Source organism: Labilithrix luteola, from assembly GCF_001263205.1.
Taxonomy (GTDB): Bacteria; Myxococcota_A; Polyangia; order Polyangiales; family Polyangiaceae; genus Labilithrix; species Labilithrix luteola.
The window spans coordinates 10,753,986-10,769,569 of the sequence record NZ_CP012333.1; the positions used below are offsets into that span (position 1 = coordinate 10,753,986).

The 15,584-nt window shown below is 66.8% G+C and carries 13 protein-coding genes; 5 read left to right on the top strand and 8 right to left on the bottom strand.

What is annotated here, in order from left to right; translation table 11 throughout:
• Positions 1–8: 8 nt before the first annotated feature.
• The 3 genes from AKJ09_RS46370 to AKJ09_RS46380 form a co-directional block, all read right to left on the bottom strand.
• Positions 9–1,781, bottom strand: a complete 1,773-nt coding sequence (locus tag AKJ09_RS46370) for a hypothetical protein (RefSeq protein WP_146654275.1) — start codon at positions 1,779–1,781, stop codon at positions 9–11.
• An 83-nt stretch (positions 1,782–1,864) separates the two neighbouring features.
• On the bottom strand, positions 1,865–2,980 hold the full coding sequence (locus tag AKJ09_RS46375) for an ArsA family ATPase (protein ID WP_146654276.1): 1,116 nt from the start codon (positions 2,978–2,980) through the stop codon (positions 1,865–1,867).
• 38 nt (positions 2,981–3,018) lie between these two features.
• A complete protein-coding gene (locus AKJ09_RS46380) occupies positions 3,019–3,951 on the bottom strand; it encodes an ArsA-related P-loop ATPase (RefSeq protein ID WP_146654277.1) in 933 nt (310 codons plus the stop codon).
• Between the two features lie 76 nt (positions 3,952–4,027).
• On the opposite strand from AKJ09_RS46380, the gene AKJ09_RS53845 reads away from it, so the two are divergent.
• From AKJ09_RS53845 to AKJ09_RS46395, 4 genes are all read left to right on the top strand, one after another.
• Positions 4,028–4,189 carry a hypothetical protein gene (locus AKJ09_RS53845; protein WP_169928471.1) on the top strand — a complete coding sequence of 54 codons (162 nt, stop codon included), beginning with the start codon at positions 4,028–4,030 and terminating at the stop codon, positions 4,187–4,189.
• Positions 4,190–4,192: 3 nt separating this feature from the next.
• On the top strand, positions 4,193–6,349 hold the full coding sequence (locus tag AKJ09_RS46385; protein ID WP_146654278.1) for a MopE-related protein: 2,157 nt from the start codon (positions 4,193–4,195) through the stop codon (positions 6,347–6,349).
• A gap of 149 nt (positions 6,350–6,498) precedes the next feature.
• The gene (locus AKJ09_RS46390; protein WP_146654279.1) at positions 6,499–7,905 is read left to right on the top strand and encodes a sensor histidine kinase; all 1,407 of its coding nucleotides are present in this window, start codon (positions 6,499–6,501) and stop codon (positions 7,903–7,905) included.
• 107 nt (positions 7,906–8,012) lie between these two features.
• Complete coding sequence (locus AKJ09_RS46395) at positions 8,013–8,444, top strand: acyl-CoA thioesterase (protein WP_240488858.1); 432 nt, start codon at positions 8,013–8,015, stop codon at positions 8,442–8,444.
• Positions 8,445–8,450: 6 nt separating this feature from the next.
• On the opposite strand, the gene AKJ09_RS46400 is transcribed toward AKJ09_RS46395, so the two are convergent.
• The 5 genes from AKJ09_RS46400 to AKJ09_RS46420 form a co-directional block, all read right to left on the bottom strand.
• Positions 8,451–10,037 (bottom strand): response regulator, encoded by a 1,587-nt coding sequence (locus tag AKJ09_RS46400; protein ID WP_146654281.1) that lies wholly within the window; start codon positions 10,035–10,037, stop codon positions 8,451–8,453.
• A complete protein-coding gene (locus tag AKJ09_RS46405) occupies positions 10,034–11,158 on the bottom strand; it encodes a sensor histidine kinase (RefSeq protein WP_146654282.1) in 1,125 nt (374 codons plus the stop codon). Before AKJ09_RS46405 ends, AKJ09_RS46400 begins: the two co-directional genes overlap by 4 nt.
• A gap of 384 nt (positions 11,159–11,542) precedes the next feature.
• On the bottom strand, positions 11,543–13,027 hold the full coding sequence (locus AKJ09_RS46410; protein ID WP_146654283.1) for a glycogen synthase: 1,485 nt from the start codon (positions 13,025–13,027) through the stop codon (positions 11,543–11,545).
• Positions 13,028–13,037: 10 nt separating this feature from the next.
• Entirely contained in the window at positions 13,038–13,709 is a 672-nt protein-coding gene (locus tag AKJ09_RS46415) for an NrsF family protein (RefSeq protein WP_146654284.1), read from the bottom strand.
• Positions 13,706–14,317 carry an RNA polymerase sigma factor gene (locus AKJ09_RS46420; RefSeq protein ID WP_169928473.1) on the bottom strand — a complete coding sequence of 204 codons (612 nt, stop codon included), beginning with the start codon at positions 14,315–14,317 and terminating at the stop codon, positions 13,706–13,708. Before AKJ09_RS46420 ends, AKJ09_RS46415 begins: the two co-directional genes overlap by 4 nt.
• A 446-nt stretch (positions 14,318–14,763) precedes the next feature.
• Here AKJ09_RS46420 and AKJ09_RS46425 point away from each other — a divergent pair, with 446 nt between their 5' ends.
• Positions 14,764–15,411 (top strand): hypothetical protein, encoded by a 648-nt coding sequence (locus tag AKJ09_RS46425; RefSeq protein WP_146654286.1) that lies wholly within the window; start codon positions 14,764–14,766, stop codon positions 15,409–15,411.
• Positions 15,412–15,584: the final 173 nt, after the last annotated feature.

Below are 15,584 nucleotides of genomic sequence, written 5' to 3' on the forward strand. Positions count from 1 at the left end.
TAGCCAGGCTATTTCTCCGCCGACTTCTCGGCCTTGTCGTTCTTGTCGGCGAAGAAGTGGGCGAGCAGGCGCTTGCCGTACTGCTCGAAGCCCTCCTGGCCCATCGTCTCGTAGACCTTCTCTTCGGCGGGTCCCGGCGTCAGCGTGTCGTCTTCCTTGAGCAGCTGGAGCGGCGCGGGCTTGAAGAGGTCGTACTTGAACTTGAACGCCTTCGGATCGCCGGGGATCACGAAGAACGCCTCGAACGGCATGATGATGCCGACGTACGCGCCGCGCGGACGCGTGGCCTGGTACGAATGGCCCGACCACTCCGCGCCGTGCGTGATGAAGAGCGTGGGCACGGAGATGTCGGGCAGGTTCTCGGCGTCGACCGGAACGACGGCGCCCATGGTCACGTCGAAGAGCTCCGCGGAGAAGCCGGCATCGAACTTCGCCGTGAGCGCCTTGCCGAGCGCTTGCTCGCGGCCGAGCGCATGCTTGTCGTCGAAGTAGTGCGTGGGGTACGAGACTTCGCCGGCGAACGAAGGCGTCTTCGCGATGGCGCCATCGGCGCGACCGAGCGACTCGCTCTTCTTGCGACGGAAGCGAATCTCGACGCGCGGCCCACGCTTCTCGACCCAGGCGAAGAGGCGCTCCACGAACGGAACGACCGCCTTGTCCTTCGTGGGCGCACGCTGCCTGTAGCCTTCGAGCTCGCGCGCGTAGACGGCGTGAAGGGCCGCCCTGTATTCCGGTTCGATGCCGTGATCCGGGTAACGCTTCGCGAAGCCGGTGAGTGCCTCGAGCGTGAGCTGCGACTTCGCCTTCTCGAGCTCGGCGAGCATGGCGCTGCGCAGCTCGCCAGCGAGCTCGTTGCCAATACGCGACTGGGGATGCGCGGTCTTGTACGCGACGAGGGCCTCGACCGTTCCCGCGGCGACCGCGTCACGGAGCTCGGCGCGCGGCAGATCGAAGTCGGCGACCTGCGCCGTGTACGCGTGACCGCGCTCGAGATACGCACGGTACGAGGCCGTGTCGTTCTCCTTGGTCGCGCGGGCGTACATGGTCTTGTCGCTGCCGCTGTTGCGAAGCGCCCAGAGCGTGGGCGCGAAGATCACGGCAACGACGGCCGCGACCGCCCAGCCGAACGTCTTCCAAGGCGGCCGCTTCACTTCGTAGGAGTCGCGCGGGCCAACCGGGCTCGAGAACCGCGGATTGTGGAGCGGGTCGACCGCGACGAGCTCCTTCGGATCTTCCGTCGCGTGCGCGTGCATCGAGCGATCGCGCGCCGCCTGGATCTCGGTGACGATCGACGCGAGCCGCGCGGGATCGGCCACGGGGAACATGAACTCGGTGGAGCCGAAGGCGACACGTACGGCGTTGCCGCGAATGTCGACGGCGCTGAGCTCCTTCGTGTCGAACACGCGGAAGCGGTCGCTCCGCGCATCGATCACGCATGCCGGAAACAGATAGAGGCCGGCCGCGTAGGGTAGCGCGCGCTCGCGCACCATGAGCGTCCATGCCTGGACGAGACCGAAGGCGACGCCGAAAACGAGCGCGCCGTAGATCACGAGCGCGCGCCAGGTATGCAGCGAGAGGCTGCTGTCGAGCGAGCCGTATCCGAGCTTCGTGACGATCACGAGGCCGATGAACGCCCCGACCGAGAGGCCGATCCACAGGAGCTTCGTCTGTGTTCCGCCCTTCTGCGCGAGGAGCGGAGCCGGCGGAAAGCCGCTCATGACGGAGCCGACGAATCGGTCCTGGATGGCGCGCGGCAGCTTGTGGAAGTCGGCGGCCTTCATTCGTGCGGGCGGGCGGCAAGAAAACCCTGCCGGTGGGCCATGGTATCAGTGACTTTCGTCCGTCGCGACAATCCTCGTCACCGTCACCGATTGTCGAGCTGGACGAGATTTTTGGCCAAAGCTCCCAGGCCGGCCAAGTCTTCAACGGCCCCGCCCAGGTGGGGCGTCGCAATGGCAGCACCCGATTCCGTCTGCATGCGAAGCTTCGCCAGCAGATCACGATCGCGCTGCGCACGCCAGCGCTCCGTGTCGGCCAGTTGTCCGAGCTTTCGTAAGGCCAGACGTTCTGTGTCGCCGGCTCCCTCGGGAAGCTCGATGGTCTCGGGCCCCACGAAGCCGCGCGTGTATGCCCAGCTGCGATTGAGGACGTAGCCCGCGAAGGGCAAGCCGAGCTCGCGAATCTTCGACTGGAAGAAGGCCGCCTCGGCGAGGGCTGCAGGCTCGGGGCTCGTCACCAGAAGAAACGCTGCATCCTGCGACAAGAGGAGGGACCGAACGGCGTCGGCGTGGGCCCGCATGCCGCCGAACATTCCCGAGAAAACCCCGAGAAACGACTGCAAATCGTCGAAAAAACCAGCGCCGAACGCACGCGTGAAGACCTTCTCGATGAGGTCCGACGCAGCGCGCATGAACGCGCTCTTGTGTGGCAGAAACACACCGATGACCCGCTCGTCGAGGAACATGGCCAGTTTGCGGGGCGCCTCGAGGAACGCGAGGGCGTTGCGCGACGGCGGTGTGTCGAGGACGACGAGATCGTAGCGACCGTCCGTCGAGAGCGCGTGAAGCGCCTCGGCCGCGGTGTACTCCTGCATGCCGGCGACGATCTTCGACAAGTGCTGATAGAGGCGGTTCGCGAAGACCTCCTTGGCGTGCGCCTCGTCTTTGGCGAGCTTCCGCACCATCGACTCGAAGACCACCTCGGGCGCGAGCATCCAGGCGGAGAGCTCGCCCTCCGGGGGCACGTCGAGCGCGTCGAGCCTCGCACGAGGAACGGCCGTGGGCTCGCGCGCGGCCTCCGGAATGCCCATCGCCTCGGCCAGGCGTCGTGCCGGATCGATCGTCAGGACGAGCACCCGCCGCCCGGCCGCGGCACTCGCAACTCCGATCGCGGCGGCCGTCGTCGTCTTGCCCACGCCGCCGGCGCCGCAACACACGATGACCTTCTTCGTCCGCACGAGCGGATCGATGAACGTAGCCATTTCTCCGAGGCTCGGACTCACGTCGGCAGGTCTCGCAATCACGCCGGACCTGCCGAATCCATGAGCAGCGCGACCTCGTCCGTCAACTTGGAGCCCTCGAGAAACACGTCTTGGAGGGCGACGATGGGCGCGCGCACCGCCGCCGAGATGCGTGCCAGGGCCACGCGCGATCGATCGATGCGTTCCATGGTTCGCTCGCCGAGCGTGGGCGGCTTGCCGTCGAGCATGGTCCGCACCGCTTCACGCTCCTCGTCGGAGAACGGATCGTAGGGGACTCGGTTCACGAAGACCGTTGCGAGAGGAATCTTGTGCTGCTCGATGCCCGTGCAGAGCTCGATGGCCTCGCTGATGGGCAGGGTCTCCGGAAGCGTCACCACCACGGAGCCGGTGCACGTCGGGTCTTGCAGCAGCGCAAGCCCCTCGCGAACCGCCGTTGCGATGGGTCCCGTCGGAATGACGCGCAGCAGCGACGCGGGGATCTGGGCGAGCGCGAGCGCATGCCCGGTCGCGGGGAGATCGACGACCAGGAGGTCGTGCTCGAAGCTTCCGTCGCGTCGCGTCTGGCGAACGAGCTCGAGCATACGGTAGAGGACGCCCATCTCGGGGAACGTGGGCGCCGCGGAGAGAAACCGCCGGATCGCTCCCGAACGCATCGCCGCGTCCGCGAGGAGGCGCATCGGAAGCACGTCGCGCAGGAACTTCTGGTGGCCGAGCGCGGGAGAGAGCGCGACCGCTCGGAGGTTCGGAGCGATGTCGACCGGCTGATCGTCGAGGTCCTTCCGGCCGAGCGCCTGCGCAAGCGCCGACGTGACTTCGGCACGCGCATTTTCCCCGCCTCCGACCATCTCGGCGCAAAGAACGCGCTTGCCTTGCGCCGCAGCGTACTTCGCGATCGAAGCGGCCACGGTGGTCTTGCCCACCCCACCCTTTCCCGTGACGAGCACGGCGCGAAGCGACAGGAGCCTCTTCAAAGGTCTTCATGCGTAGCACAAGCCGGAGCGAAGGAGTCGGCGGACGGCAGCCTTCTTGATGATAGGCTTCTGCCCCATGGGGAAAGACCCGACCGAGCGCCAGAACGAGGATGACATCGAAGTGCGCTGCCCCGAATGCGGCACGGTCTTCCACGTCCCACTCGAGAAAGCCGAGCGCGAGATGCGTGCGCGCTGCCCGAAGGGTCACGACGTGCCGCTCGCCAAAGCCTTGGGGTAGAACGTGTCGTCGCGCGTCCGCACCTCCGGCATCGTCGCCATCTTCGTCGGGGCCTTCGTCACCTCGCTCCTGCACGCCGGTTGCGGGAAAGACAGCCCCGACCTCTTCGTCCAACCCTACGACGCCGGGCTCGAAGCGGATGCCGTCACCCCCGACGCCACGCCGGACTTGGATCCCACGCTCGGCGGTCCGTGCAGCGAAGACAGCCAGTGTGACGACGCCATCCCGTGCACCTTCGATCGATGCGACCTGACGTTGTCGCGGTGCCGTAACGTTCCTGACGACACGGTGTGCGCCGACGACGTGTATTGCAACGGCCAGGAGAAGTGCGTCCTGCGCATTGGCTGCACCGCCGGGTCCGTCATGACGTGCCAGGACGACAGTCCGTGCACGATCGACCGCTGCGTCGAAGCAACGAAGACCTGTGAGCACAGCCCGCGCGACGTCGACGGCGACGGTGACCCGGACAACCATTGTGTCGGCTCGCGCGACTGCGACGACACGGATCCGACGGTCAGCAGCCTCCACGCGGAAGTCTGCGGCAACTTCAAAGACGACAACTGTGACGGCCAAATCGACGAGACGCCTTGCGTGAAAGCGCAGAGCGACGTCTGCGAAACGGCCTTCGAGGTGACCACGTCCGGGACGTACCTTCTCACGTCGGTCGGCTCGAAGAAGGACTACGCGACCACGTGCAGCGTGAAGACGCCGGCCGCAGCGCAGGACGTCGTCGTCGCCGCCACCGCTCCTGGGGCGCCCGGCGGTCCGCCGTCGGACATCGCGTTCTGGGTCACCGCACAGTCGGCCGCGAACGAGGTGGCGATCGCTCTGCAATCGACCTGCGGACAAACGGCGAGCGAAACGAGCTGCGGACACGTTGCCGGCGTGGCGAACGCACGCGCGATCGCCCGAAGCGTGCCCGCGGGGAGCAAGGTCTACGCCATCGTCACGACGCAGCGCGAAGGCCCTGTCGACGTGAAGGTCGACTTCAGCGCTCCGACGAGCGCTCCGACCAACGAGACGTGCGACGCGCCCGTCACCGTCATTCCGGACGTTCCCTTCGTCGTCTCCCTCGTCGACGCGAAGAAGGACCTCCCCTCCGGCTGTCTATCGGCAAAGACCGGTGAGCTCACGTACGCCTTCACGCTCGACACGCCGCGCGACGTGAAGATCTTCGCGTCGACGATCGCGGGCAGCGGTCAGCCGATGGTCACCATGCGCGACGTGAATTGCGCGACCGACGAGCTACGCTGCCGCGTCGGCCCCACGCCTCCCGTCTTCGCGCGCAGCCTTCCCGCCGGCACGCACGTCTTCGCCGTCGCCGGAACGAGCCAGCTCGACGCGAGCGTCGTCGTCAAGACGTTCGCCCCGACCCCCACCCCGCCGAACCAGAGCTGCTCGACCGCTCCGAAGATCGATGCAAACGGTTCGGTCACGGTGGACCTCGGCGGCCAAGAAGACGCCATCAAGAACGGCTGCTTCCCCGGAGGCCCAGCCGCTGCCTACGAGTTGACGCTCACGGAAGCAAGCGACGTTCTCGTCATCGGACGCTTCGGTCCGAATGATCAGGGCGCGGTGTCCCTCAACACGGCTGCGTGCACCCCGTCGAACGTCGTAGCGTGCACGAGCGGCCTCACGCCCGTCCGCATTTCCAAGCGCAATCTCCCGCCGGGAAGCTACCGCGTCGTCATTGCCGACGCGCTCGGACAGAACGCACGCCTCGACGTCCTCGTGCGCAAAGCCACGGCGCCGACGCCGGTGAGCGGCGCGGACGACTGCGCGGCGCCCGGGACGATCGACGGCAGCGGCGGCTTCTACACGGGCGACACGACGAACGCGACGGCCAACTTCAGCGCCGCCTGCGACTCGCCTGGCCAGCCCATCGGCGGAGCGAACGATCAGGTGATGCGCCTCGATCTCGCCGCACCGAAGCGGGTCGTCTTCGACATGTCCGGCTCGCTCTACACGACTCTTCTCGACATCCGACAAGGCTCGACGTGCCCCGGCATCGAAGTGCCCGACGCCTGCTACGTCGGCGCCGGTGGTGGACGGAGCTTCCTCGATACGAAGCTCGCAGCCGGGACCTACTGGGTTCAGATCGACGGCTTCGCCGGTGACCACGGCCCATGGAATCTCGACGTGCGCGTGCTCCCGCCTTAGAGCAGCCGTAGAGCACGTCCGCGAATTCCGACTCGAGCACGGGTCACAGCGCCGTGGGGTGTTTGCGCGCCCGAGGTTGGCGAAGATCACCGCGCGCGCCATGCTGGGAACCATCGGATCATGGCTCCCGACGGCACGCGGAGACGACGATGAACGACGGGCTGGAAGCGAGCGCGAGCAGGGTGCTCGCGACCTTCGCCTCGCATGCGCGAGCAGCCGGGTTGCCGGCGCCACCGTGCCCGCACCTCATGCTGGAACAGGACCTCGCGGGCCTGTTGCGTCGTGCATCCGACTGGCTGCGAGCTCCGCAGGATTCGCCGGACATCCTCGCGCCGCAGCTCGTGGCGAAAACCGGCGATCAGCTCGTCGAGCTCGCGCGTGAGCTCTGGGTGTTGCGCGAGACGTTCGCTCGATCCGGAGCGCCCTCCGAGGCGGCCGCTTGCGTTTGCGCGCACGCACACGAAGAAGCCGTGGCGCGCTTCGTCGCCGCGAACGAGACCATGCTGCGAAAGCTCGAGGAGCGCAGTCATCTCGCCCTCAATGCAGCGGAGCTCGCGCTATGGGAGCTGGATCTGACGAGCGGAGAGCGATGGTGGTCCCCGCGCGCGCGCATCATGATGGGGTTCGCCAACGACAACGAGCTCTCCGGTGACGGATTCCTCGAGCGCTTCGACCCCGAGGATCTCGTCAAGCGCGACGCCGCGTTTCGCCAGGCCATCGACCCAAACGGCAACGGCGAGTACCGTATGGAGTTCAAGGTTCCCGGCAAGGGGCCCGAAGGAGAGCGCTGGCTCGCCTCGATGGGGCGCGCCATCTTCGAGAACGGCCACGCGGTTCGTCTGCTCGGAACGCTCCACGACATCACGCCACGGAAACGCGACGAAGCCGAACGCGACATGCTGATCGGTGCGCTCGGACACGACCTCCGGAGCCCGCTCGCGTCGATTGCCCTCGGCGTGACCCTCATGACGCAACACGAGGATCCGGCGGTCGCTCAGACGGCCTCGCGCCTCGTCCAGAGCGCGGGACGCATGGAGCGCATGATCCACGACCTTCTGAGCTTCGCCCGTCTCCGCTCGCGCGGGCTGGAGCTCCACGCGGAGACCTTCGACATGGGCCCGCTCTGCGCCGAGGTCGTCGACGAGTTCCGCCAGGCCAATCCGCAGCGCAACTTCCGATTCGACCACGATCGCACGGACACGCGCGGAACCTGGGACCGCGATCGCATCGCCCAAGTCATGCAGAACCTCGTCTCCAACGCGGTGGTGCACGGCAGCGAGGAGCGGCCCATCTTTCTTTCACTGAGGGGGAACTCCGACCGCGTGTTCTTCCGCGTCGCCAACAGCGGCTCGCCGATTCCGCCCGACCTCATCGTTCACCTCTTCGAGCCGTTCCGTCGAGGAACGGGGCGTGGAGACGGACTGGGCCTCGGGCTCTACATCGTGCGCAAGATCATCGACGCCCACCGCGGTGCTATCGCCGTCTCGTCCAACGCGTCGTCGACGGAGTTCGAGGTCGTGGTCCCGCGCGACCAATCGCACGCCTCGGAGCGGTGAACGCCGCAAGGTCAGCCTTACGCATTTTTCGCGACGCGGGCTGGCATCGATGCGATGTAGCGGTCATGGCGCTCGAGCCCAGATCGCAAGCACGCAGTCGAACCGAAATGACCGAATACGTGCTGCCCCAGCACGCCAACGCCCTCGGTAGTGTGTTCGGCGGTCAGATCATGGCTTGGGTCGACCTTGCCGGCGCCATCTGCGCGCAGCGCCACTCGGGCCACATGGCGGTGACGGCGTTCGTCGACGATCTCAAGTTCGAGCAGCCCGTGCGTGTCGGCGAGGTCGTTCGCCTGGACGCCAAGGTCACGGCGGTGTTCCGCACCTCGATGGAGATCGAAGTCGTCGTGCAGGGCGAAGACGCCATGACTGGGCGCCGTTGGCCGTGTGTCGACGCGCACGTCACGTTCGTGGCCATCGACCAGGATCGAAAGCCGACCGAAGTTCCTCCGCTCCTGCTCGACTCGGAGGAAGTCCGCGCTTCGCAAGCGGCAGGCGAGGCCCGCCGCGCGGCACGGCTCGCACCCAAGCCGATCTGATCTCGCCTACCCGACGAGCGCCGCGAGGCTCGGCCGGGAAGAGTCGTCGAGCACCGCGCGCACTTTGCGGAGGAGCACCTCCGGCGTGATCGGCTTCTGCAGGAACGCGACGGGCACGTCGGTCGCGCCATCCTGGACGACGGCGCTCTTCGTGTAGCCGCTCATGAAGAGCACCTTCATGCTTGGCCGCACCTGACGTAGTGCTTTGGCGATTTCTTCGCCGCCCATGCGAGGCATCACCACGTCGGTGAGGAGCAAATGAATCTCGGAGGGATGCTCCTGGCACAGGCGCAACGCATCTTCGCCGGCGCGGGCCTCGAGCACCTCGTAGCCTTGCTTGCGAAGAACCACGCGAACGAGCGTGCGTACCGCCTCGTCGTCTTCGACGAGCAAGACCGTCTCGCTCCCCTGCAACGTGCCCACGGGCTGTGTGCGTAGAACGGGCGTGACGTTCGCCCGCTCGGTGTGCGGGAAGTACACGTCGAAGGTCGAGCCGACGCCGACCTCGCTGTGCACGAAGATGTGCCCGCCGCTCTGGCGCACGATCCCGAAGACGGTCGAGAGCCCGAGGCCGGTGCCCCGTCCCTGCTCCTTCGTCGTGAAGAACGGCTCGAAGATGCGCGCTTGCGTGGCGCGATCCATGCCGGTCCCGTCGTCGCAGACGCTGAGCACGACGTACTCGCCGGGCTTGACCTCGACGAGGCTCGAGGCGCGGTCTTCGTCGAGCGTCACGCGGCGCGTTTCGATGGTGAGCCGGCCACCTCGAGGCATGGCGTCGCGCGCGTTGACAGCGAGGTTCATGAGGACCTGCTCGATCTGCCCCGGGTCGACCTCCACCTTGCCGATGTTCTCGCCGCATCGCGTGGTGAGCTCGATGTCTTCGCCGATCATGCGCCGGAGCATGCTCTCCACGCCGGTCACGACCTCGTTGAGATCGACCACGCGGATCTCCATGACCTGCTGCCGACTGAACGCGAGAAGCTGGCGCGTGAGGGCCGTCGCACGCAGCCCTGCCGTCCGGATGTCTTCCACGTCTTCGAGGATGGGGTCGTCGGGTGACAGCGCCCCGGAGACGAGCTCGGCGCCGATCAAGATGACGCTCAAGACGTTGTTGATGTCGTGAGCCACGCCGCCGGCGAGACGCCCGACAGCCTCCATCTTCTGGGCGTGGAGCAGCTGCTCTTCGGTGCGGCTCAAGGTGGCGCGGACCTTCGCCTCCCGGAGCTCGCGCTCGATCGCCGGCACGAGCCGCGCCAGACGCCCTTTGACGATGAAGTCGCCGGCGCCGGCGACGAGCGCATCGGCGGCGGTCTCCTCGCCAATCGTTCCCGACACCACGATGAAAGGGATGTCGAGCCCGCTTGCCTTGAGCACCTCGAGCGCGCGAAACGCGTCGAACGTGGGAAGCGAGAAGTCGGAGAGCACGATGTCCCACGCCCGGCTTTCGAGCGCGGCCTGCATCGCATGCGCGGTCTCGACGCGTTCGTACGTCACCTCGAATCCACGCCGCGAGAGCTCATAGAGCAAGAGCTCTGCATCGACCTCGGAGTCCTCGACGATCAGGGCCCGCAGCACTCTTCTCGGGGTGTTCATTTCAGCGACTCCTCACCGAGCGTGAAGTTGAAGACCGCCCCCTCGTTCGTCATGCCCTCGCCCCAAACGCGCCCGCCATGGCGCGTGACGATCCGATGCACGGTGGCAAGGCCGATCCCCGTGCCGTCGAACTCCGTCGTCGAATGGAGTCTCTGGAAGACGCCGAAGAGCTTCCTCGAATACGTCGGGTCGAATCCCGCGCCGTCGTCACGCACGAAATACGACGCGCGCGGCCCGGAGCCCAGTCGGCCGAACTCGATGCGAGCGTGCGCCTTCTTGCTCGTGAACTTCCACGCGTTCCCGAGGAGGTTGTCGACGACGACGGCAAGAAGGCCCGCGTCCGCGTCGACGATGATCCCGTCTTGGACGACGGTGTCGACCTTGCGATGCGGGTCGGAGGCCTCGAGGCGTTCGAGCGCACGGCGAACGAGCGCCGAGAGATCGACCTTCGAGCGCGTGAGATCGGCGCGGAGCACGCGCGAGAGACGCAGCAGATCTTGAATCAGCCGGTCCATCGTGTGCGCGGCCTCGAGGACGCGCGAGAGGTACTTGAGGCCGTCGGGGCCGAGATTCGCGCCGTACTCCTCTTTGAGGATTCGGCTGAAGCCCTCGACCGCGCGAAGCGGGGCACGCAGGTCGTGCGAAACGGAGTAGTTGAACGACTCGAGGTCGGCCATCGTGCGGCGGTGCGCTTCGATCTCCGCCGCGAGCCGCGCGCGGCTCGTCTGCAGGTCGAGGAAGACCTGCACCTTGCTGCGCAGGATTGTCGGGTTCGCCGGCTTGAAGAGTACGTCCACCGCGCCGGTACCGTACCCGCGGAGCATGTTCTCTTCCGTCTCGAGCATCGCCGTGAGGAAGATGATCGGAATGTCACGTGTGCGCGCGATCGAGCGAGCGTGGCGGGCCACCTGATAACCGTCGATGTCCGGCATCTGCACGTCGAGCAGCACGACGGCGAAGTCCCCGTCGTGAAGGAGCTTCAGCGCCTCGATGCCCGAGTTGGCCCGCACGATCTCGCACTCGAGCCCTTCGAGCTGAGTGGAGAGCACGAGGAGGTTCGCCGGCACATCGTCGACGATGAGGATGCGTGGCCGGCTGCCCTTGTTCCGCTGGTCGTCCATCGGTCACCCCGGACTGAATTGTCGCGCCCACCGACCGTAATATCACGACGTGGATAGAGGTTGGTTGGGTTACCTCGCGACTGTGCGTGTGCTCGTGATCGAGCCGGACGACGTCCTGCGCGAAGAGACGAAACAAGCCTTCCCTCCTCACGTCGACGTCACCACGATGGCCGGCGCGCGCGAGGCGCTGTTGGCAACCGCAACAGGAGCGTACTTCGACATCGTGATCAGCGGGTCGAACGTGTGTCCTCGAGAGCTACACGAGGTCCAACGACGTCTCGCGCTGATGGCGACGTTTCTCGTCGAGTGTCGACGCGAGCGACTTTCTCAGACGCGCGCGCGACGCTCCGCGGATGATTGCCGCAGCCGAACGCCGAACAGTGATCAACCGCCGAGCACGTCCTCGTAGAGGGCGACGTACGCGCGCGCCGGCCCCCACCAGGAGACGTCCTTACGCATCGCCCGTGCGACCGCTCGGGCGACCGAGGGACGGTCGCGGTAGAGCTCGAACGCAGCCTCGAAGGCGATTCGAAGCGAGGCTTCGTCGGCGCGTGGTGCGACGATTCCGACACCTCGCTCACGGGCCGAGCCCACGTCGGCGATCGGCTCGACGGTGTCGTGCAGACCGCCCACGTTCGTGACGATCGGAAGCGCGCCGTAGCGCATCGCGTAGAGCTGCGTCAGCCCGCAGGGCTCGAAACGCGACGGAGCGAGGAAGAAATCCGAACCGGCGAAGACGCGACGCGACAGCGGCGGGTCGAACGCGATCTTCGTAACCACCTTGCCGGGATGACGCGCGGCGGCGTCCACGAAGCGATGCTCGAGCTCAGTCTCGCCTTGTCCGACCACGAGGAGCCGACCACCGCGCGCGACGATGGCGTCGACGAAGGGAAGCACGAGATCGATCCCCTTCTGCCAGGTCAACCGGGCCACGCACCCGAAGAGCGGACCATCGGAATCGGTCAAACCGACCGACTGCAGGAGCACCGCTTTGCAGGCCGCGCGTCCAACCTCGAACGAGGTCACGTCGTAGCGACGCGCGAGAACCGGATCGGTATGTGGATCGGCACTGTCGGTGTCGATGCCGTTCAAGATCCCCACGAGCCGATGGGCGTGGGCACGCATGTGGAGATCGAGCCCCGCCCCGCCCGCCGCTGTGAGGATCTCGCGCGCGTAGGTGGGGCTGACGGTCGTGATTCGATCCGCGAGCGCGGTGGCGCCCTTCATCAGGTTGACGGCCCCGTCGTGCCAGAGCACTTCGGGACGAAAGGCACTGCGCGGAAGATGCGTGCGATCGAGCGTGCTCTCGCCGTAAACGCCCTGGAACGCGAGATTGTGGATGGTGAATACCGCGGGGAGCTTCGCCCATCGCTCCCCCATCACGAGCTTCGCGTAGACGACCGCGAAGGCCGTGTGCCAATCGTGCGCGTGGAGGACGTCCGGGCCGCCTTCCCAGGCCCGCGTGCCGACCTCGAGCGCACCGCGCGAAAGCACGGCGAAGCGACGATCGTTGTCGGCGAACTCGCCGCGGGCATCGGCGTAGATGCCTGTGCGGTCGAAGAGCTCCGGCACGTCGAGCAAACACACGCGGCGACGGCCCCCGCCCTCGAAGCTCTCCTCGCACTCGAGGACAGTCGCGTGGCTCACGTCGGAAGGGCCCCAGCCCCAGCGAGCGTCCACGCGCTCCGGCCACTGGCGTGCATTGGGCGGCACGCGCGTGATGCCGTACCGCGGCGTCACGACGACGACGTCGAGCCCCAGCTTGGCGAGCGCGAGCGACAGGGCGGCCACCATGTCTCCGAGCCCGCCCGTGCGCGCGAAAGACTCAACCTCGGCCGAGACCATGAGCACACGCATCGGTCGATTCATCGAGAGTCCTTCAACGGCGAACGCGAAGCATCCGCGCACCGAGCACCGCACCGAGGAGCGCAAGGACGAAGACCGGCGCGATGTGCGCGAGCATTCCGTGGAACGGCGAAGGGTGCGTGCATCGCAGGTAGGCCATGGCCGCGGCCCACGCCCCGGCCGTCGTCCCCAGCGCCGCGCCGGTCACTGCGGGATGCACCGGGTCGGTCCCGCGTCGCGGCACGATCAACGCGAGGAGCGGCGCGATGCCTTGCACGAGCGTGAGCGCTGCGCAGGACATATCGCTCTTCCCCGTCGCAGGAACCGCAGACACGGACGGCCACATCGACGCGGCAAGCAGGGCGGCGACGCCGAGCAGCGGCGCCGTGAGCACGCACACGAGGTAGAGCGAACGCGTGGAGGGCCCGAGCATCGAACGCGAGCCGCGTACCGATGCGAACATGGTGAGGGCCATCGACACGAAGAGCGCAATACCGCTGCTGAAGGCGATGAGCTGCGCCGGCCTGTTGCCTGGAACGATGCCGCCGCCCGTGAGGAAGAAGACCCCCACGATCGCGACGAGGGCCAGGAACGTCGAGACGAGCGAACGTCGCCGATGCTGGGCACGCGTCGGCGACGGCGAACGTGCGGCCTCGGCCATCACGCGGGCGCGAAGATCTTCGGAGGATGCGCGCTCGTGGCTCATCGGTCCCCCTTTGCAGCTCGCTCGGGCGCCAGATCCGCGAGGGCGGAGCGCAGGGCTTCGTACGCGCGATGTGCACGCAGTTTGACGGCCGAGACGGTGGTTCCGAGCATCTCGGCGGCCTCGGCAACGCTGAGCCCGTCACGCTTGATGAGCTCGAAGGCCGTACGCTGGTTCTCGGGGAGGCGTGCAAGCTCCTCTTCCACGCGCGCGGCGATCTCCTTGGCGGCCACGACGTCGTCCGAGGGCGTGTCGAGCGCGACGAGGAGCTCTTCGCGTGAATCGTCGTCGGACTTGGCGATGATCTCGCGGTCGCCGCGGCGATGCTGGTCGACGAGCAGCCGACGCGCGATGGCGAACGCCCACGGGACCACGCGGGCACCAGGAACGAAGCGGCCTCGCGCCCGGTGAATCTGGAGCATCGTCTGCTGAATCACGTCTTCGACGCGGGCGCGATCGGAGGTCCGCCGGAGGAGAAAGCCGTGAAGCCGAGGCACGAGGCGGTCGTACACTTCGCCGAAAGCGGCGTCGTCCCCAGCGGCGTAGCGATCCATCGCGCGATCGAGGAGCGCGCTTTCTTCGAAAGGCTTCGCTTCCTCGCCAGACGCCACGCGAGCCTTCCTACCACGAACGAGCTCGCACTCGCGGGACGCAACGAACGGCAAGCTCGGGGGCAAGGCGAAGGCGGGCACGACCGACTCGGGTGCGAAAGTCGCTGGACGATACGCAACGAGGTGCCGCGAGGTTTCGGAACGCCTCGAACGAGGAGAAGAGGACGGCGGTCCTCGGGGGTGGTGCATGCATCATCCACCCCGCGCCTCTATGGCGGCGCTCGCCGAGATGTATGGAAAGACACGCGGCATCGAGAACGCCGAGAATTGCCGCGCGGAAGCGCGACCGGCACGTCGCTTGCTGGATTCCACGTCGACGGAAGCACGAAGCCTGAAGCGTGTCGGACTCCTGCAGACAGTGCCTCAGGGAATGCCACGGAATTGGGCAGCAACCCGCCTCCATGGCTCGCGCTTACGGCGATCCAACGATAGGAGTTAACTCTCGAATGACGCGAAAGCTAGCGGCCATCCTCGCGTGTGCGGCATGTTCAGCCACCGCGACGACGCTTGCGACGAGCGCTCATGCAGAGCCCCACGTCGGAATCGATTGGGGGAAGCTTCTCGTCGACATCGACCACTACGCGCGCACCGGCTCCGAGAATCCGGACCGCGCAAATGCGGCATCGAGTGGTCGTGTTGCGCTTCTCCAGAGCGAGCGCTTCGGCCAGCCGCTCACGCAGAACAGCGGCAACGCGTGGTTCGGTGTTGCGCCCAGCGTCTCGTTCGTGGCCCGTGACTGGGGCCAGACCTACCGACTCGCCGGCGACCGTCTGAGTCTCGTCGACGGGATGCGGCTCAGCTCGTCTACGCGCATGGTGCTCACGCGAGTGCGCCTCAGCAACACACGCGTCACTCCCTTCGCACAGCTCGGCGTGGGCCAGTGGCGCACGGACACGACCATCCTGCCCTTCACGCCGCGATCCATCGAGATCGCAGCGCAAATCGGCGGCGGAGTGGAAGCGCAGATCAGTCGTAACTGGCAGATCGCGTGCGAAGCCGGCGGCACGCTTCTGATCCGTGACGAGCGCGAGGCCGACGCCATCCCGACGACGAAGATGTGGAGCACCATGCTCGCATCTCGCATCGTGTTCTGATCGCCGCGTTCCCCTTCACATCTCTTCGGATGCGGGACTCGCGAGGTCGGTTGCGCGAATCCTGATCGAAAATCGTCAGAGCAGAAGAGGGTTGTTACCCGCCGCGGGAGAAGGCGACCTCTTCGGCTCTTTCCGGGCGTCGGGCCAGACGTCGGAACGCGCATCGACCGCGA

Bases quoted from the DNA above. Each gene is read 5' to 3' on its own strand.
- AKJ09_RS46370 (WP_146654275.1), bottom strand. From the start codon at position 1,781: ATGAAGGCCGCCGACTTCCACAAGCTGCCGCGCGCCATCCAGGACCGA.
- AKJ09_RS46375 (WP_146654276.1), bottom strand. From the start codon at position 2,980: ATGGCTACGTTCATCGATCCGCTCGTGCGGACGAAGAAGGTCATCGTG.
- AKJ09_RS53845 (WP_169928471.1), top strand. From the start codon at position 4,028: ATGGGGAAAGACCCGACCGAGCGCCAGAACGAGGATGACATCGAAGTG.
- AKJ09_RS46390 (WP_146654279.1), top strand. From the start codon at position 6,499: ATGAACGACGGGCTGGAAGCGAGCGCGAGCAGGGTGCTCGCGACCTTC.
- AKJ09_RS46395 (WP_240488858.1), top strand. From the start codon at position 8,013: ATGACCGAATACGTGCTGCCCCAGCACGCCAACGCCCTCGGTAGTGTG.
- AKJ09_RS46400 (WP_146654281.1), bottom strand. From the start codon at position 10,037: ATGAACACCCCGAGAAGAGTGCTGCGGGCCCTGATCGTCGAGGACTCC.
- AKJ09_RS46405 (WP_146654282.1), bottom strand. From the start codon at position 11,158: ATGGACGACCAGCGGAACAAGGGCAGCCGGCCACGCATCCTCATCGTC.
- AKJ09_RS46410 (WP_146654283.1), bottom strand. From the start codon at position 13,027: ATGAATCGACCGATGCGTGTGCTCATGGTCTCGGCCGAGGTTGAGTCT.
- AKJ09_RS46415 (WP_146654284.1), bottom strand. From the start codon at position 13,709: ATGAGCCACGAGCGCGCATCCTCCGAAGATCTTCGCGCCCGCGTGATG.
- AKJ09_RS46425 (WP_146654286.1), top strand. From the start codon at position 14,764: ATGACGCGAAAGCTAGCGGCCATCCTCGCGTGTGCGGCATGTTCAGCC.